This window comes from Kribbella monticola, assembly GCF_003261635.1.
Classification (GTDB): domain Bacteria; phylum Actinomycetota; class Actinomycetes; order Propionibacteriales; family Kribbellaceae; genus Kribbella; species Kribbella monticola.
In genome coordinates this window covers 54,813-72,972 of record NZ_QFXK01000090.1, presented here as the reverse complement: position 1 = coordinate 72,972, position 18,160 = coordinate 54,813, and the positions used below count along the sequence as shown (strand labels likewise).

The window sequence follows — 18,160 nt, the reverse complement described above, 5'->3', positions numbered from 1 at the left end:
CATCGACCTCTTGACATCCTCTCGGGCGGCTTCAAGACTGTGCACGTTCACAGGATCCGAAAGCCGCCCCTGAAATCACTCAGGCTCTCCGCCCCGTCTCTGCCTGTTTGGAGTTCACATGACCATGCGACGTCGTACGTTCCTCAGCATGACTGCCGCCGGTGCCGGCCTGACACTGCTCGGTGCAGGCGAGGCGCTCGGCACTCTCCTTCCCCAGGCCGCCGCGCCAAGCACGCCGTTCGCGGTCGGCGTACGCAAGTACAACTGGACCCGTGGCAGCCGCCCGTGCACCACCTACGTCTACTACCCCGCCACCGGCACCCCCGGCGGCAGCCCGGTGACCGATGCCCCGGTCGCCGCCGGTGTCTTCCCGATCTACAACTTCACCCACGGCTTCGGAAGCAGCCCACAGAACTCACTGTTCATCATCCGGGCGCTGGCCGCGGCCGGCTTCGTCGTCCCCGCCCCGTACTTCAACCACAACTTCACCGACGTCAACAACGGCAACACCTCCAAGGACGTCTCGCAGATCCTCACCAACACCCTCGCGCTCAACACCAGCGGACCGCTGACCGGGCACATCAACACCGGCATCGGCGTCGGCATCTCCGGTCACTCCCTCGGCGGCATGGTCACCCACGGCCTGCTCACGCGCTGGCCCGACCACCGTGTCGTCTCCGCCAACCCACAGTCCTGCGTCGACATGGGAAACCCGTCCAGCACGGTCACGGCCAAAGTCTTGTTCGTCCACGGCGACCACGACACGACCTGCGCCTACTCCTCAGCCCGCCAGGCCTACAACGAGATCACCTGGCCGAAGGCGTTCCTCACCTTCATCGGCGGCACCCACACCAGCTTCTGGAGCGACGCCCGCTTCCCGCGAACTGTTGTCGACTGGGCCCGCTGGACCATGTACGGCGACACCGCCGCACGCGACCGCCTACCGGCCGACGCATCCGGCACCAAGATCAAATGGGAGTCCCGCCTCTGACGCGCTCAACCGCCCGGGGGTACCGCTCGGACGCCAGGCGAGCGGTACCCCGGACCTACCGACGTACGCGCTGACGCCAGACGGCTACGCCGCTGTCGGTCAAGACCTCCAAGGCCTCGTCTCGCCGATGCGGGCCCGCAGGTTCAGCAGCTCCTCGACAGCACGGGAAACGGTCAGCGTTTGGCGGGGCCGGTGCTGTCGCGGATGACGAGGGACGTTCGGAGGAGCTGGGCCGAGTTCACCGGGGCGGTGCCTTCGGAGATTGCCCGGAGCAACAGGTTGGTTGCCTGCTGAGCCATCTCCCGGCTCGGGATCGCCACCGCGGTCAGTGCCGGATGGGTCAGACCGACAGGAGCGGTGTCGTCGAATCCGATCACCGAAACGTCGCCGGGCACCGACCGGCCCGACTCCTTCACCGCCTCCAGTACGCCCAGCGCGAGCAGGTCATGGGAGGCAAAGATCGCCGTCAGCGACGGGTCCGCGGCGAGTGCTGCCTGCGCGGCGGCAAAGCCACCAGCGGGCGTCGCTTCCGGCGGCGCGAACACCATGTCGTCACGGACCTGCACCCGGTGCTGGGCGAACGCCGTCCGGAACCCGGCCAGCCGGCGCTGATGCGTGGGCAACTCGACCACTGCGGCCACTCGCCGGTGGCCCAGGCTGCGCAGATGCTTCCCGGCCAGGAATCCGGCGTGCTCGTAGTCGATGGTCACCACCGGCAGCGAGTCGGGTATCTGCGTTTCCCAAGCACACAAGGCGATCGGGAACCGCGGATCCGGTAGCAGTGCCAGCGGATCGGTCAGGTCCCGGTCACCGGCGATCAGCAGCGCGTCGACCAGCCGGCTGGACAGTCCGGCCAGTTGCCGCTTGGCGCGCTCGCCGTCGGCGCGGGTCGTACAGAGCACGAGGTGGTAGCCGTGCTCGTCCAGCACGTTCTCGACCTCTTCGACGATCTCGGAGTAGAACGGGCTCGCGACGGTCGGCACGATCAGGCCCACCGTCATCGTCGTACCGGTTGCCAGAGACCGGGCGACCAGGTTCGGCTTGTAGCCCAGGTCGGCGATCGCCGCCCGGACCCGCGCCGCTGTGTCCGGGCGGACGGCCACCCGTCCGGTCACCACGTTCGAGACGGTCTGTTTGGTGACGCCGGCCCTGGTGGCCACGTCCTGCATCGTCACCATGCGGTGGACCTCATCTGTTGGACCGGTCAACTGGTTCGTCCGAGTATCGGCCACGCCGCCGCCTCGGTCAACGGCGAGACGCCTTAGGAAGCTCATTTTTCTATTCGCTGCGATCTTGTTTACCGGTCAAATGACTCGTACCGTCCCGCTTACCCGGCAGAGACGGCGACGTCCCGACCCCCAAGGAGTTCTCGTGTCACGTTCCCGGAAGACAGCTGTGGTGGCGCTGGTAGGCCTGGGGTTGGTCGTCGGCGGCATCGGTTCGGCCGCGTCGGCGGCCCCACCGACCGCGACGTACACCATCGCCGTCGGGGCCAAGGGCAGCTGGACCACCCCCACCGATACCCCGGCCGGCACCTACATCGACAAGGACGGGACGTTCTACTTCCAGCAGTCCGCGGCCCTGTACGGCGCGACCGAGCCGCGCAAGTGGGACTTCTACACCGGCACCAACCTCGACACCGCCGCCAAGTCCAGCGCCCTCAGCAACGCGATCAATCCGGCCAACTCCAGCGACAAGAACAACGACACCACCTGGCGCTGCAACAACAGCCCGACCGGGCTCGAGGCAACGTTCGCTCCGGCCGGCTCCGGCTACTCGCAGAAGAACTTCTGCGACCTGGCCGGCGTCTGGGTCGATCCCGACACCGGCGACTGGTACGGCCTGGTGCACAACGAGTTCACGCCGCAGCCGTTCGGCGACGGGCTGCACTACGACGCGATCGACTACGCGGTCTCCACCGACCAGGGCAAGACCTGGACGATCAAGAGCCACGTGATCACTTCGCCGTACAGCACGAAGCGCAACGACAGTACGGCGTTCCCGAACCAGACCTATTCGTACGGCGACGGCGACCAGCGGTTGTTCGTCGACACCGCGTCGGGCTATTTCTACGTGTACTACGGCTCGCGGATCATCGACAAGGCGGGCGGCTGGAAGAACTTCCGCCAGCACGTCGCCCGGGCCAAGATGTCGTCCAAGATGGCGCCGAGCTCGTGGCAGAAGTGGTACGACGGGTCGTGGTCGCAGCCCGGTGTCGGCGGCCTCGAGAGCAACCTGGTCCCGGTCGACGCCGCGAACCCCAACGGCTACACGCCGTTGGCGAAGGAGTACAGCCCGGCCACGACCGGCACGGTGGACCAGCAAGTTGCCGCAGGCACCCTTTCGCCGACCTCGCCGCTCTTCGTGATGGACATCGCCTACGACGCCTACCTCGGCCTCTACATCGGCGAGCCGCAGGCAGTACGTCAGGACGGTAACGAACCGCAGCACTTCTACGTCACCGACGACCTGACCAGTCAGAAGTGGTACTCGATCGGCGACACCGGCAGCTACACGACAGCCTCGTGGTACCGCTGGTTCCTGGACAGCGCCAACAAGACGAACTCCACGATCATCGGCAAGAGCTTCCGCTCGTACTGTTCGTTCGGCTGCTCCGCTGGCTCATCCGGCGAGTACGTCAACCTGACGGTCACCTCGACCTCCCCGGCAGCCGCACCCTTCGACCTGACCAAGACCTACCGGATCGCCAACACCGGCGGCCGGATCCTCACCCAGCAATCCGGTAGCACCGCCACGTCCGTCGGCACCGCGACGGGCTCGGCCCTCGAAGCCTGGTACTTCGTTGCCGTCGGCGACGGTTCCTACCAGATCCTCAACTCGTCGACCGGCCAGGCTCTCGGTGTCGACGCCAGTACGACGACCAGTCGCGCCTGGGGCACCAAGCCGACCGTGACCGCGGCCGGGTCGTCGGTCGGCCAGCAGTGGTGGCTGATCAAGAACACGGGTGGGACCTTCCGCTTCGTCAACCGGCACAGCGGTCTGGTCCTCGGCCTCTCCGCAGACACCAGCCGCCTCGCCGAAACCACGCCGACCCGGGACTGGACCAACAGCACCGGCAACGCGGTCGGCAGCACCCGCACCGGGGCCGAGCAGACCCTGTCCGTGACCGCGGTCGCAACAGCACCCCAGAACCTCAACGGCGTGCACATCGTCGCCACCGGAGGGAAGGCGCTCGACGACCCCGACCGCAGTACTGTCGCTGGAACGCAACTGATCACCTGGACCAGCCACGGCGACACCAATCAGCAGTGGACCTTCACCCAGCAGGCCGATGGTTCCTACACGTTGAAGAACAATTCCTCCGGCCTCTGCGCCGATGTCAACGGCGGCGCGACCACAGCTGGTACCGCCATCATCCAGTGGACCTGCACCAGCAACGCCAACCAGCACTGGATCGCCACCAAACTTGCCAACGGCTCGTACACCCTCAAGTCGGTCAGCAGCGGACTCCTTCTCACCACTGCCGCCGGCACCGACGGCGCCAAGGTCACCCAGCAGCCCGACACCAGCAACTCGCTCCAGCAGTGGACGATCAGCTAAGAACGTTTCGGCCAGGTGAGTGCGGTGACGACGACGGATCCGGCGGTCAAGGCGATGCCGAACCAGAAGACGCTCCGCACTCCCGCATGGTCGGCGAACAGGCCACCGAACAGCGCGCCCAGTGCGATCGAGGTGTTGTACGCCATGGTGTTGAGCGACATCGCGGCCTCGAACGTGCTGGGCGCGGCGGCCTGGGTGAGATTGAGCTGGCACAACTGCACGATGCCGAACGACATGCCCCACAAGGTGACCGCGACGACTGCGGCAGCAAGGTGGCGACCGACCGTCAGCAGCACCAGCAAGGACGCCACGACACCCGCGCTGCCGGCGACGAAGCCGGCCCGGAAGTTGCTGGTGACCAGATGACCGGCGAGGAAGTTCCCGACCGCGCCACCGATCCCGTACAGCATCACCAGAACAGTGACGGTGGCCGGTGTCGTGGCGGATTCACCCTCGAGGAACGGCCTGATGAAGGTGTAGGCCCCGAAGTGGCCGAGGACGAACAGCACGACCATGACCATCACCAGTCGAAGCTGTGCGTTCACGCGCGGCAGTCCGAACACCGCCCGGACCGGTACGGCGTTGTTGGACGGCAGGGACGGGATCAACACAGCCACCGCGGCGAGGACGAGCAGACTCAGGCCGGCCCAGATCAGGAACGTCCTGCGCCAGCCGGTGAGGCTCTCCACGAAGATGCCCAGCGGGATGCCCACCACAGCGGCGATGGAGATGCCGGACATCACCACCGCCGCCGCCCGGCCGGCCAGCGGCGCCGGGACCAGCCGCATCGCCATGCTGACCCCGATGGCCCAGAACACCCCGCTGGCGAAACCCATCACCAGGCGGGTGGTCAGCACCAACGGGAAGTTCGGGGCGACGGCGGTGACGAGATTCCCCAGCGTCAGCACCACCAGCAGCACCGAGAGCAGGATCCGCCGATTGACGCGCCGGGTCCAAGCGACGATGAACGGAACGCCGAGGCCCGCCGATACGCCGTACAAGGTGACCATCAGTCCGGCGACTCCGACCGCGACCTTCAAGCTGGAGCTCAGCGGGGTGAGGAGGCCGACCGGCATCAGTTCGGTGGTCAGGAAGACGAAGAGACTCGCGGTGATCGCGGCTACTCCTGACCAGGCTCGCGCAGTGGCGCGCGGCAGTTGAGTCATCGATCGTTGCGTCATTCCAGCAGTCTCGGCCGAGCGCCATCGATGAGTCCAACACATGCTCTTCATCCGATCGATCGTGATTTACGATTGATCGATGGAACTTCAGCAGCTGCGCTACGTCATCGCCGTCGCGGAGACGAACAGCTTCACGCAGGCAGCCCGGCGCTGTCTGGTGGTCCAGTCCGCGCTCAGCCACCAGATCGCCCGGCTGGAACGCGAGCTGGGGGCCCGGCTGTTCGAGCGCACCAGCCGCAGAGTGCGGCTGACACCTGCTGGCACAGCCTTCCTGCCGGCCGCGCGGCAGTGCCTCGATGCGGCCGACCGGGCAGCGGCCGAAGCTGCCGCGGCCGTCGGTGAGATCCGCGGCAGGCTCGCCATCGGGCTGATCCCGACCGTGGCCGCCGTCGACATCCCCGCTGCTCTGCGCACCTTCCGCGAGCAGCACCCGACCGTCCGCATCTCGCTGCGGGTCGGCGCGAGTGAGGATCTTGTCGAGCAGGTGAAGGACGGCGACATCGAGCTGGCGTTCCTCGGGCTGCCGACCACGGCGCGGCCGACCGGGGTCGAGACGCGCGAACTCGCCCGCGACCGGCTCGTCGCCGTGGTCGCACCCGACCACCCGCTCGCGGGACGGACCACCGTCAGCCTTCGCAGGCTCTCCCGAGAAGTCTTCGTCGATCTGCCCGCCAGGACAGCCGGCCGCGCGCAAACCGACCAGGCCTTCCAGGCTGCCGGGCTGGATCGAGATGTCGCCTTCGAAGTCACCTCCGCGGATTTCATGGCCCGGCTGATCGCCGCGGGCCTTGGGGTCGGCCTGTTCGCCAGCAGCTACGCGCCGCAGCTGACGGGAGTGACCACGATCGAAGTCACCGACGCGCCCGCCCGCATCGAGTACGTCGTCTGGAGCGCCGCCGGCCGCACACCGGCGGCGACCGCCTTCCTGAGCTTGCTCGACATCCGGTGAACGCTGGTCGCCGTCGGCGGCTACGGCCGGTGGGATCATGGACCGCATGATCGGGCGTCTGCATCACGTGGTCATCGACTGTCCGGACCCGGCCGGGCTGGCGCGGCTCTACTCGGAACTGCTCGGGCTGCCGGTGACGTACGAGAGTGAGGACTGGGTGGTGATCGCTCCCAGTGACACGAATTCAGGCCTGGCGTTCCAACTGGCCCCGGATCACCAGCGACCGCGGTGGCCCGATCGGGAGCGGCCCCAGCAGTTCCACGTCGACGTGATGGTCGACGACATCGACACCGCCGAACCGCTCGTACTGGCGCTCGGCGCGAAGCGGCTGTCGGAGCATGTCTTCGAGGATCCAGCCGGTCATCCGTTCTGCATCATCCCGCGACCGGGCTGGGCAGCGCCGGTCAATCCCGCCTGAGGCTGATGTCCAGCGGCACGGAGTTTCCGGCCGGGGTACCCGGGATCGAAGGGGGAACTCATGGCCATCGAAGACGCAGAGTCGACCACGCGGGAGCCGAGCTTTCCGCTGTGGAAGTTCCGCAGCGGGACCGACTTCAACGATCAGACGGACGTGATCGGCTACCAGGTGGTCGGCACCGATGAGGAGATCGGCTCGGTGGCCGACTTCGTCGACGCGAACGATCAGCCGGCCTTCGTCGTCGACACCGGGGCCTGGGTGGTCGGGCAGCGGATCCTGTTGCCGGCCGGCGCGGTCGAGTCCATCGACCATGTCGCGCGGGAGATCAAGGTCGACCGCACCGGGACCGACATCCGGGAAGCTCCGCCGTACGAGGTCAGCACCGGCGAGAGCGAGGAGTACCGCAACCGCCTCACGCACTACTACTGCGACCTGTACGCCGACCATCACGAAGACCACCAGCCGTCACCGCCCAGCTGACCCACTGAGCACTCTCCGAAACGTTTAACCCCCTTTCCGCGGCGGATCGCGGAGCCCTACGCTGCCTGATCTGGGAGCGCTCCCAAGCGTTCCCGGACCTGACCTGCCAGGCATTCCGAACCCCGCCCTTTCGGAGGCTCTCGTGCGAAGCCGCATCCCGCGAGTGGTGACCGCCCTCGCCATCCTGCTCACAGCTCTGATCAGCCCACCACCATCGGTTGCGTCGGCAGCGGCCGCCTTCAATTACGGGGAGGCACTGCAGAAGGCCGTCTGGTTCTACGATGCCCAACGCTCCGGCACGCTGCCGGCGACGAATCGCGTCAGTTGGCGCGGCGACTCCGCATTGCAGGACGGTAGCGACGCCGGCCTCGATCTCACCGGCGGCTTCTACGACGCGGGCGACCACGTGAAGTTCGGACTGCCGTTCGCGTTCAGCATGTCGATGCTCGCCTGGGGCGTGGTGGACAACCGCGACGCCTACGTCGGCTCCGGCCAGCTCGGACCGCTGCTGGCGAACCTGCGCTGGGGCACCGACTGGATCATCAAGGCGCACCCCTCCCCCAATGTCGTCTACGGCCAGGTCGGCGCCGGCGACGCCGATCACTCCTGGTGGGGCCCGGTCGAGGTGATGCCGATGGCACGCCCGTCGTACAAGGTCGATCCTTCGTGCCCCGGCTCGGACCTCGCGGGCGAGTACGCCGCGACGATGGCCTCGGCGTCGATGGTGTTCCAGCAAAGCGATCCGGCGTACGCCGCGACGCTGCTCACGCACGCCAAGCAGCTCTACGGTTTCGCCGACACGTACCGCGGCAAGTACAGCGACTGCATCACCGACGCCGCGAAGTTCTACAACTCCTGGAGCGGCTATCAGGACGAGTTGGTCTGGGGTGCGATCTGGTTGTACAGGGCAACGGGCGACGCGGCGTACCTGGCCAAGGCCAAGACCGAGTACCTGAAGCTCTCGACCGAGCCGCAGAGCTCCGAGCGGTCCTACCGATGGACGATCGCGTGGGACGACAAGTCCTACGGCGCCTACGTTCTGATGGCCAAGCTGACCGGTGAGCAGATGTACGTCAACGACGCCGATCGGTGGCTGGACTACTGGACCACCGGCTACAACGGCAACCGGATCCGCTATTCGCCCGGTGGGCAGGCAGTGCTCGACACGTGGGGTTCGCTGCGCTACTCGGCCAACACGGCATTCGCGGCTCTGGTGTACTCCGACTGGCTGTCCACGCGGGACAGCGCGAGAGCCAGGACGTACCACGACTTCGGCGTACGGCAGATCAACTACGCGCTCGGCGACAACCCCCGAAACTCCAGCTATGTCGTGGGTTTCGGCACCAACCCGCCACGCAATCCGCATCACCGCACAGCGCACGGCTCTTGGAGCGACAACATTCAGGACCCCGTCATCAGCCGGCACATCCTGTACGGCGCGTTGGTCGGCGGCCCGCAGTCGAACAACGACGCCTATACCGACAGCCGCAGCGACTACGTGATGAACGAAGTCGCGCTGGACTACAACGCCGGCTTCACCGGGGCGCTCGCCCGGCTCTACAAGGAGTACGGCGGCACCCCGCTGACGAACTTCCCTGTTGCGGAGACCCCCGACGGCCCCGAGCTGACCGTGCAGGCCGCGGTGAACCAGGCGGGCGCCCAGTTCACCGAGATCAAGGCCTTCGTGATCAACAAGAGCGCCTGGCCCGCCAGGAAGTTCAACGGCACACTGCGCTACTACTTCACGCTCGACGGCGCCACTACACCCAGCCAACTCACCGTCACCACCAACTACAACCAGTGCGGCGCCGCGAGCGCTCCGACGCAGTACAGCGGTTCGACGTACTACGTGGAGATCCCGTGTACCGGCGTCGCCCCGGCCGGCCAATCGGCGTACCGCAAGGAAGTCCAGTTCCGCATCACCAGCTCGGGGACCTGGGATCCGGCCAATGACTGGTCCGCTGCGGGTCTGGGGGCCGCGGTCGCCCAGACCGACCGCATGGTGCTTCGCCAGAACGGCAATGTGGTCTGGGGCGTCGAGCCGAACGGCACGGTCGACCACGAGCCGCCCAGCACACCGACGTCCCTTGCAGCCACCGCGGTGAGCGGCAGCAGCGCCACCCTGAACTGGGCCGCATCCACCGACAACGTGGGCGTGACCGGCTATGAGGTGCTCTCCGGTACGACGGTCGTGGGTGCTACCGCTGCGACCAGCCTGCAGCTCACCGGGCTGACACCGAACACCTCCTACACGTTTTCGGTCCGCGCAAAAGATGCCTCTAGCAACGTTTCGCCACCAAGTGCGTCCGTCGCGGTACGTACCTCCTCGGCGCCGGCGAGCACACTGACGGTGCAGCAGAAGGGCACGTCGGCGGCGGTCACGAACCAGCTCGGCTTCACCCTCCAGGTGACCAACCGCGGTACGGCGAGCATCGCACTGACCGGCGTGAAGCTGCGGTACTGGTTCACCGGCGACGCTCCTTCGCCCAGCTATCAGGTGTGGTGCGACTGGGCTCAGGCCGGCTGCACCACTGTCGGCGCCCAGGTCGTCAAGCTGAGCACCGCTCGCACCGGCGCGGACGCCTACCTGGAGGTCTCCTTCGCCGGCGGCAGCCTCGCACCCGGTGCCAGTACCGGCGACATCCAACTGCGCGTGGCGAAGACGGACTGGTCCGCCTTCAACCAGGCCGACGACCACAGCTACCGGGTGAGCAGTTCGCTCACCGATTTCGATCGGGTCACCGCCTACTCCGGCGGTGCCCTCACCTGGGGTATCGAACCCTGACCGAGGAGGATGTATGAAAGACCGGACGAGAGCGAGACGGTGGCGCATCAAGCCGCTCGCCTTGGTAGCAGCGGCCGCGACAGCGGTAGGGATCATGCCGATCGTCGCGCCACCGGCTCACGCCGCGGTGGCCTGCTCGGTGAACTACAACGTCACGAGTGACTGGGGCGCCGGCTTCGTCGCCGACGTCACCATCAAGAACGAAGGCGACCCGATCAACGGCTGGACCCTCACCTGGACCTTCCCGGACGGGCAGCAGGTGACGAACCTGTGGAACGGCGGCTACACGCAGTCCGGCGCCAAGGTCACCGTCACGCCGGTGGACTTCAACCGGACCATCGGCACCGGCGGCACCGCGACCGTCGGCTTCCAGGGCACTAGAGGAGCAACGAACGGCAAACCTACGGACTTCGCGGTCAACGGCGTCTCCTGCACGGGTGGCAACAAAGCGCCGACGGTGGCCCTGACCGCACCGACCTCGGGTCAGTCCTTCCAGACAGGCCAGGCGATCCCGCTCGAGGCCACCGCGTCCGACAGCGACGGCACCGTGTCGAAGGTCGAGTTCCTGGCCGACGGAGTCGTGGTCGCCGCAGATGCGACCGCGCCGTACCAGGGCTCGTGGTCCGGCGCGTCCGTCGGCGATCACGCCGTCACGGCTCGCGCGACCGACGACCGCGGGCTCGCCACCACGACGGCGCCGGTCCCGATCAAGGTGCTGGCCGGGCCAGCCGTCGTGGCCACGCCCGGGACGATCAACGTCAAGCAGGGCGGCACGGCCACGTTCGGCGTGACGCTGGCGAGTCAGCCGTCCTCCTCGGTGACCGTGGCAGTGGCCCGTTCCTCGGGGAGCACGGACCTCACCGCGGCACCGACATCCCTCACCTTCACCACGGCGAACTGGAACACCCCGCAGACCGTGAAGGTCACCTCAGCGGCGAACGGCGGCGACCTGGTGACTGCCGTCTTCTCCGCCACCGCCACCGGGTATGCCGCGGCGTCGGTGACCGCGAAGGAGGTCTCGGCAACCATTCCTCCTTTCCAGGAGGCGTTCCTGACGCAGTACAACAAGATCAAGGACCCGGCCAGCGGCTACTTCCGCAAGTTCGGCGACCTCCTCGTGCCGTACCACGCGGTGGAGACGCTGATGGTCGAGGCGCCGGACCATGGGCACCAGACGACGTCGGAGGCGTTCAGCTACTACCTGTGGCTGGAGGCGAGCTACGGCAAGATCACCGGCGACTGGGCACCGTTCAAGGCGGCGTGGGCGTCGATGGAGAAGTTCATCATCCCGGCGAAGGCGGACCAGCCGACCAACGACAAGTACAACCCGGCCAAGCCGGCGACCTACGCACCCGAGCACAACACGATGACCGGGTACCCGTCGCAACTGGACTCGGGCATCGCGGTCGGCTCCGACCCGATCGCCGGCGAGCTGAAGTCGGCGTACGGCAGTGACGACATCTACGCCATGCACTGGCTCCTCGATGTCGACAACACCCTTGGTTTCGGTCGATGCGGCGACGGCACGACGGCGCCGTCGTACATCAACACCTACCAGCGCGGGTCATCGGAGTCGGTGTGGGAGACCATCCCGCAACCCTCCTGCGACACCTTCAAGTTCGGTGGACCGAACGGCTACCTGGACCTGTTCACCAAGGACAGCTCTTACGCCAAGCAGTGGAAATACACCGACGCGCCGGACGCCGATGGCCGCGCTGTCCAGGTGGCGTTGCTGGCCAACCAGTGGGCGACCGCGCAGGGCAAGCAGGCGGAAATCGCGCCCGAGCTGGCGAAGGCAGCGAAGATGGGCGACTACCTGCGGTACGCGATGTTCGACAAGTACTTCAAGAAGATCGGCAACTGCGTCGGGGCGGCCACCTGCCCGGCGGGCACCGGCAAGGACAGCGAGCACTACCTGATGTCCTGGTACTACGCGTGGGGCGGCGCGACCGACACGTCGGCGGGCTGGGCCTGGCGCATCGGTGACGGCGCCTCGCACCAGGGCTACCAGAACCCGCTGACGGCGTACGCACTGGCGAACGTGCCCGCGCTGAAGCCGAAGTCGGCCACCGGCCAGCAGGACTGGGCCAAGAGCCTCGACCGCCAACTCGAAGTACTGCAATGGCTGCAATCGGCCGACGGCGGTATCGCCGGTGGCGTCACGAACAGCTGGGAAGGCAACTACGGTACGCCGCCCGCCGGCACCCCGACCTTCTACGGGATGTTCTTCGACCCGCACCCGGTGTGGCGCGACCCGCCCTCGAACAGGTGGTTCGGCTTCCAGGTGTGGCAGATGGAACGCACCGCGTCGCTGTACCGGCTGACGGGCGACCCGAGGGCGAAGAAGATCCTCGACAAATGGGTGCCTTGGGCAATCAGCAACAGCACGGTCGGCGCGAACGGCGCCTTCCAGATCCCGTCCGACCTGAGCTGGACCGGCGCTCCCGACACCTGGAACCCGGCCGCACCGGGCTCGAACGCAAACCTGCGGGTGTCCGTTCTCAACCGCAGCCAGGACGTCGGGGTAGCGGCGTCGTTCGCCAAGACCCTGCTGAACTACGCGGCCAAGTCGGGCAACACCACGGCGCGGACCACGGGCGAGGGGCTGCTGACGGCGTTGCTCTCGCACCAGGACGCCAAGGGCATTGCCGTTCCGGAGACGCGGACCGACTACAACCGGTTCGACGACAAGTACGACGCGACCACGGGCGAAGGCCCGTACGTCCCGCCGGGCTGGACCGGCAAGATGCCCAACGGTGACGTGATCGACCAGAACTCCACGTTCCTGTCGATGCGGTCCTACTTCAAGAACGACCCGGAATGGCCGAAGGTGCAGCAGTACCTCGACGGCGGCCCGGCACCGACCTTCACCTACCACCGCTTCTGGGCCCAGGCCGAAATCGCCACCGCCTTCGCCCTCCAGGCCGAACTCTTCGGCTGACCCCCACCCACCGCGTGCCCCCGACCCATGGCCCCGGGCCGGGGGCACGCTCCGGCCGACCCTCAGCCGCCGAACGCCCAGGCCACCATCAACGGGAACTCGGCCTGCCAGAACGGATCGCCGTGGTCGCCGGCGCGCTCGGTCAGCACGACCTCCGCGTCGGCTGCTCGCAGCGCATCGGCCCACCGGGTCGCGTTCTCGAGAAACCACGGCTCCTGCGTGCCGGCGACAAGATAGGTCCGCGGCAGCAACCTCGGCAGCACAGCAGGCGGCCGATAACCACCGCCGGGCGAGGCACAGAAGACCGCGCCGTACACGTCCGGATGCCGAAGCCCCATCGCGAGCGCGAGCTCTCCACTCGCCGACACCCCGCACACCGCCGTACGTTCGGGCGGGAAGGCGACGCCGAAACGCGAGCGCACCCAGGCGCGGACATCGTCGAAGAAAAAGCTCTCGTGAGCTGCGAACCGGTCCTCGTCGAACAACGGCGAGTACTCACGGATCCGCGCCATCTCGTCCGGATCATCCGTGTGATGGGCACCGACGATCATCGTGGGCGGTCCGTCGGCGGCCTCGAGAAACCCACCCCACTGCGAGATCAGCTGCCCGTCACCGGCGAAGACGACCGCCTCCGGCGGTTCCGGCGGCACGTACGCCGTGACGCGGCGACCGCCGTCGTACTCGAACACCTCGCTGACGAGCTCACCCGCGATGGGCTCAACCCGAGCCGGCCCGGACCCTCGATCATCCATCGACCGAACCTACCGTCCACGGACCGGCTCCGGGAGATTGCCACGACCGGCGGGCCGACCGGTTCGTCGCGCCGCTGCTGGCGGACGCCGGGTACCGGGTCGTCTCGGTCAGCTCGGCAACGTGCGCCGTCCGGTGCTGGTCGTCGAAGGCTCCCTCGACCCCGACTGGGTGGACCCGCGCCAGGAAGGTCTCGCACCGGCCGCAGTCGTCGCGGCCGGCGCTGAGCTCGTCGACGAGGTCGGCTTCGCCGGACTGACGATGGGGTTGCTGGCCGACCGCCTCGGCGTACGGACTCGGCCTCCCCCGCAACATCGACCGCAGCTACCGCTTCCTCGTCGACACCCTCATCACCGGCCTGCAAACTCCCCGGCCCTGACGATCGTTTCGGCCTTGGCCAGCAGGGAATCGGGTAGGAATGCCGAGCCTGCGACACAGCGAACTGATCCGGTACCTTGTGGTGGCCGTTGCGATGCGGGTGGCCAATGACGGTGCCGTGGTCGGGCTCTCCTTGCTCGCCCTCGAAGTGTTGCCCAGGGAGGCTGAGCCGACGACGATCGCCGGTCTGCTGGTCGCCGCCTTGATCGCACCCCACCTGGCCGGGCCGTGGATCGCCCGGATGCTGGCGAGATGGCGCGACACCAGGCCGCTGCTGGCTGGTGCCTTCGCCGGTTACGGCATCGCGGTCGCCGCGGCCACCGTGATGCTCGGATCGACCGCGGCGGTGTTCCCGATTCTGGCCGCGCTGATCGCGGGATGCGCCGGCCCCTTCCTCGGCGGCGGGCTGACCAGCCGGCTCCCGAAGGATGCGACCCGGGCGCTCGCCCTGGACAGCGCCACCTGGGGAATCGCGACCGCCGCGGGACCGGCCACAGCAGCAGCACTGGCGCTGACCGTCGGCACCCGGACCGCGATGCTGATCTTCGCCGGTACTGCGATGCTGGCCGGTGTTCTCGTCCTCGCCCTCCCCGCGGTCTCCGCGTCACCGGCCGACGCGCCAGTACTCCGAACAGCCGACGTGGTGCGCCTGGTCAGCCGGAACCGGTTGCTCATCCGTGCGATCGCCGCCATCGGTGTGGCCGGACTGGGGATGGGGACCCTTCGCGTCGCGGCTCCGCTGCTCGGTCTGGAACTCGGTCGCGGCTCGGCGCAAGGCGGTGTACTCATAGCCTTGTACGGTCTCGGCAGCCTCGTGGGGAGTCTGCTGATCGCCGCCCGGCCCTTCAAGGCCGGCCCTGATCGTGCGGCCGGCTTCTGTCTGGCCGTGATGGCTCTGGCTCTCGCCGGAGCCGCTGCCGCACCGACGTACCTACTGGCCCAGGCGTCCTTTGTGCTCCTCGGCCTCGCGAACGGACCTTTCCTGGCTGCCACGCTCACCGCGTGCGTCGAGGCCGCCCCTACCGAGGCACGTGCCCAGGTCCTGATCCTGAGCTCCACCCTGCGGATCCCGGCAGCCGCCGCGGCGGGGGTTCTCGCCGGGTTCGCCGGGGATGCGGGTGCGTCCCCGATCCTGCTCGCGTCGGCCGTGGCCCTGGTTCTCGCCGCGGCAGCAGCGGGTTTCCTGCGACCGCTCGCCCCGGCTCGACCCAAGACGCCCGACGCCGCAGCTGCCGATGGGCCGACCCGCTGCGCCCGCTAGCTCGCGGTTGGTCTGTTGATGCTGACATACTGACAAGCGGAGATGGTGGGCGGGCTTGTCAGGAGGAATCGATGCAGAGTCTCGATCGGCTGGTGGAGATCGACAGGTCGAGTCCGGTGCCGTTGTACTTCCAGGTGGCGCAGCGGCTGCAGGAGTTGATCGAGTCGGGCCAGCTTCCTCCGGGCACCCGGCTGGACAACGAGATGATGGTGGCCGAGCAGCTCGGGTTGTCGCGGCCGACGGTCCGGCAGGCCCTGCAGTACCTGGTGGAGAAGGGGATGCTGAGCCGCAAACGCGGCGTTGGTACCTCCGTCGTTCACAACCGGGTACGCCGCAAGGTCGAACGGACCAGCCTGTTCGAGGACCTCCAGCGCGCCGGCCGCCGGCCCCGCACCGAGGTGCTGTCGTGTGAGGTCGTGCCGGCGCCGGACAAGGTCGCGGCGGCGCTCGGCCTCGCCGCCGGCGCCGAGGTGCTCGCGATCGAGAGGCTTCGCTTCGCCGACGACGAGCCGCTCGCGATCCTGCGCAACCATGTCCTGCCAGATCTCGGGGTGACCGCCGAAGGGCTGGCCGGTCGCGGGCTGTACCAACTGCTGCGCGCCGCGAAGACCGAGGTGAAGGCGGCCGAGCAGACCGTCGGGGCCCGCAAGGCGACACCGGAGGAGGCGGCCCTGCTGCACGAGCCGGCCGACGCCACCCTGCTCAAGGTGCACCGGACCGCCTTCGACGGCAGCGGACGGCCGATCGAGTTCGGCCGCGACCTGTACCGCGCCTCGCTCTACTCGATCGACATCTCCTTCGGCTTCGACTGAGCTCGAGGGTGAGCCGAGGGTGAGCTCGAGGCTGAGCTCGAGATTCAGTGGCTGCGTTTCAGCATCGCGTCGGACAGTGCGTCGGCGCACTCGCCGAGCCGCAGCCCCACCACGTCGAGCCGGCGCAACAGCTCCCGTCGCTTCAGCAGATCGGTCGACACCTCCTGCTCGAAGAGGTCCGCCACCGAGGACTGGTAGAGCTGACGCACCCGGCCGGCGCATTTGCGGACGGCGAGCGTCGTCATGGTCACCTCGGCCGGCCGTCGCGGGAGGCTCCCGATCGCCTTCTGCAGCAGGGCCAACCCGTCCGCCACCACGGTGAGGATGTCCAGATCCCCGGCCTCGGGCACCGCGCGGTACAGATCCGTCTCGCGGACGAGATCGCGCAGATTGTCCAGGACGTCGTCCACCGACCTCGACAACCGATAAAGGTCTTCCCGGTCGATCGGTGTCGTCAGCGCTGTGGACAACTCGCCGACCAGTACTGCGCGCAGCGAGTCGCCGGCGTGCTCGACGTCGACCATCTCTGCTCGCGCGTCGGCCGGGCTCAGCTCTCCCCTGGTCATCCGCGAGGTGAGGCTGACACCGTCGATGGCCGTCCCGAGCTGGCCGTGCAGGGCGTTCAACGCCCGATGATGCGTCCGGCCGGTCAGATCGTCGTACAGCTTGCGGATTCTCATCGTGCGACTCCTTGGACAATCAACCCGATCACGAGGCCGCCGACCAGACCGGCCGGCAGCGTCACCGCCCACGCAACGACCAGCGGCGTGGTGTACTGCCACCGGATCGAGCGCGGCCCGTGGTTCAGTGCGGCGCCGATCAAGCCGCCCGTGGTGGCCTGGGTCATGCTCACCGGTACGCCGAGGCTCGCAGTACCGAAGACGGCGACCGACGCGGACACTTCGGCCGAGATGACATGCCCAGGGCGCATCCGCACCAGGGTGGCCGTCGCTCCACGTCCGACTCGCCGCAGACTGACTGTCGCTCCCGCTGCGAAGATCCCCGCGATCACGACGACCGGAAGAAGATCGGCGCCGAGGGCAACGGGATGCCCTGCGGCCACCGCGGTGGTGGCAACCACGGCGTACATCTTCTGGCCGTCGTTGGCGGCATAAGCCAAGCTCTGACCGAGAAAGGCCAGCAGTTGTACTGCGCTCGTCCAGCGAGCCACCCGGGTGAAGGGCAGCCGCCGTATTGCTCGGCCCAGCAGGAACGCCAAGGTCAGGCCCACCATTGGTGCCGCCGCGCCGAGAGCCAGGACGAATCCCAATCTGCCCCACGCGGGCGTCGAACCGAGGCCGACCGCAGCACCGGCGATCGCGCCGAGGAGGGCCAGCGTGATGCTGGTCGGGATACCCCGCCACGTCAGCGCGAGCACCAGCCCGATCGCCACCGACGTACCGACGAGAAAGGTCAGTTGCCCGTCGGCGCCGCCGGTCAGCTTGGTGGTGAATGTCTGGGCGACAGCGAGCCCGAAGACCGCCGGTCCCGCCGCGACTGCCAACGCGAGCACCGTCAGGACGAGGACGCCCGAGGCACCGCGATGGCGAATCGCCAACGACAGCAGGGCTCCGCCGTCGTTGGCACCGCAGATGAACACGAAGGACACCGTGACGGCCACGAGCAGGACCGTCACGGTGTCACCAGGCATCG

At 67.8% G+C, this 18,160-nt stretch carries 15 protein-coding genes; 9 read left to right on the top strand and 6 right to left on the bottom strand.

The features are described from left to right. The first annotated feature begins 148 nt into the window (after nt 1–148). Nucleotides 149–991: an alpha/beta hydrolase family protein gene (locus DIZ26_RS35470; protein WP_198676459.1), complete on the top strand. Its 843-nt coding sequence runs from the start codon at nt 149–151 to the stop codon at nt 989–991. 173 nt (nt 992–1,164) lie between these two features. Here DIZ26_RS35470 and DIZ26_RS35465 read toward each other — a convergent pair whose 3' ends face one another. Beyond that, nucleotides 1,165–2,169 (bottom strand): LacI family DNA-binding transcriptional regulator, encoded by a 1,005-nt coding sequence (locus DIZ26_RS35465; protein WP_112248944.1) that lies wholly within the window; start codon nt 2,167–2,169, stop codon nt 1,165–1,167. A gap of 193 nt (nt 2,170–2,362) precedes the next feature. Between DIZ26_RS35465 and DIZ26_RS35460 the strand changes: the two genes are divergently transcribed. Continuing rightward, a complete protein-coding gene (locus tag DIZ26_RS35460) occupies nt 2,363–4,552 on the top strand; it encodes an RICIN domain-containing protein (RefSeq protein ID WP_198676458.1) in 2,190 nt (729 codons plus the stop codon). Here the strand turns inward: DIZ26_RS35460 and DIZ26_RS35455 are convergent. Beyond that, nucleotides 4,549–5,733 (bottom strand): MFS transporter, encoded by a 1,185-nt coding sequence (locus DIZ26_RS35455; protein ID WP_232828893.1) that lies wholly within the window; start codon nt 5,731–5,733, stop codon nt 4,549–4,551. The two genes, DIZ26_RS35460 and DIZ26_RS35455, sit on opposite strands and share 4 nt — an antisense overlap. Before the next feature lie 79 nt (nt 5,734–5,812). Here DIZ26_RS35455 and DIZ26_RS35450 point away from each other — a divergent pair, with 79 nt between their 5' ends. The 5 genes from DIZ26_RS35450 (at nt 5,813) to DIZ26_RS35430 (ending at nt 13,306) form a co-directional block, all read left to right on the top strand. Then, a complete protein-coding gene (locus tag DIZ26_RS35450) occupies nt 5,813–6,682 on the top strand; it encodes a LysR family transcriptional regulator (protein ID WP_112248941.1) in 870 nt (289 codons plus the stop codon). A gap of 46 nt (nt 6,683–6,728) precedes the next feature. After that, a complete protein-coding gene (locus DIZ26_RS35445) occupies nt 6,729–7,100 on the top strand; it encodes a VOC family protein (protein ID WP_198676457.1) in 372 nt (123 codons plus the stop codon). A gap of 60 nt (nt 7,101–7,160) precedes the next feature. Then, nucleotides 7,161–7,580 carry a PRC-barrel domain-containing protein gene (locus DIZ26_RS35440; RefSeq protein WP_112248939.1) on the top strand — a complete coding sequence of 140 codons (420 nt, stop codon included), beginning with the start codon at nt 7,161–7,163 and terminating at the stop codon, nt 7,578–7,580. Nucleotides 7,581–7,722: 142 nt separating this feature from the next. Continuing rightward, nucleotides 7,723–10,365: a glycoside hydrolase family 9 protein gene (locus DIZ26_RS35435; RefSeq protein WP_198676456.1), complete on the top strand. Its 2,643-nt coding sequence runs from the start codon at nt 7,723–7,725 to the stop codon at nt 10,363–10,365. A gap of 13 nt (nt 10,366–10,378) precedes the next feature. Next, on the top strand, nt 10,379–13,306 hold the full coding sequence (locus DIZ26_RS35430; protein WP_112248938.1) for a glycoside hydrolase family 48 protein: 2,928 nt from the start codon (nt 10,379–10,381) through the stop codon (nt 13,304–13,306). Between the two features lie 62 nt (nt 13,307–13,368). Here DIZ26_RS35430 and DIZ26_RS35425 read toward each other — a convergent pair whose 3' ends face one another. Both DIZ26_RS35425 and DIZ26_RS38060 read right to left on the bottom strand, forming a co-directional pair. Next, a complete protein-coding gene (locus DIZ26_RS35425) occupies nt 13,369–14,058 on the bottom strand; it encodes an alpha/beta hydrolase (RefSeq protein ID WP_112248937.1) in 690 nt (229 codons plus the stop codon). After that, nucleotides 14,051–14,371 (bottom strand): hypothetical protein, encoded by a 321-nt coding sequence (locus tag DIZ26_RS38060; protein WP_198676455.1) that lies wholly within the window; start codon nt 14,369–14,371, stop codon nt 14,051–14,053. Before DIZ26_RS38060 ends, DIZ26_RS35425 begins: the two co-directional genes overlap by 8 nt. A gap of 103 nt (nt 14,372–14,474) precedes the next feature. Here DIZ26_RS38060 and DIZ26_RS35415 point away from each other — a divergent pair, with 103 nt between their 5' ends. Together DIZ26_RS35415 and DIZ26_RS35410 are read left to right on the top strand one after the other, a co-directional pair. Next, on the top strand, nt 14,475–15,695 hold the full coding sequence (locus DIZ26_RS35415; RefSeq protein ID WP_198676454.1) for an MFS transporter: 1,221 nt from the start codon (nt 14,475–14,477) through the stop codon (nt 15,693–15,695). A 71-nt stretch (nt 15,696–15,766) separates the two neighbouring features. Beyond that, nucleotides 15,767–16,507, top strand: a complete 741-nt coding sequence (locus tag DIZ26_RS35410) for a GntR family transcriptional regulator (RefSeq protein WP_112248934.1) — start codon at nt 15,767–15,769, stop codon at nt 16,505–16,507. A 44-nt stretch (nt 16,508–16,551) separates the two neighbouring features. Here DIZ26_RS35410 and DIZ26_RS35405 read toward each other — a convergent pair whose 3' ends face one another. Together DIZ26_RS35405 and DIZ26_RS35400 are read right to left on the bottom strand one after the other, a co-directional pair. After that, the gene (locus DIZ26_RS35405) at nt 16,552–17,187 is read right to left on the bottom strand and encodes a DUF47 domain-containing protein (protein WP_112248933.1); all 636 of its coding nucleotides are present in this window, start codon (nt 17,185–17,187) and stop codon (nt 16,552–16,554) included. Beyond that, on the bottom strand, nt 17,184–18,158 hold the full coding sequence (locus DIZ26_RS35400; protein WP_232828891.1) for an inorganic phosphate transporter: 975 nt from the start codon (nt 18,156–18,158) through the stop codon (nt 17,184–17,186). Before DIZ26_RS35400 ends, DIZ26_RS35405 begins: the two co-directional genes overlap by 4 nt. Between the last annotated feature and the right edge of the window lie 2 nt (nt 18,159–18,160).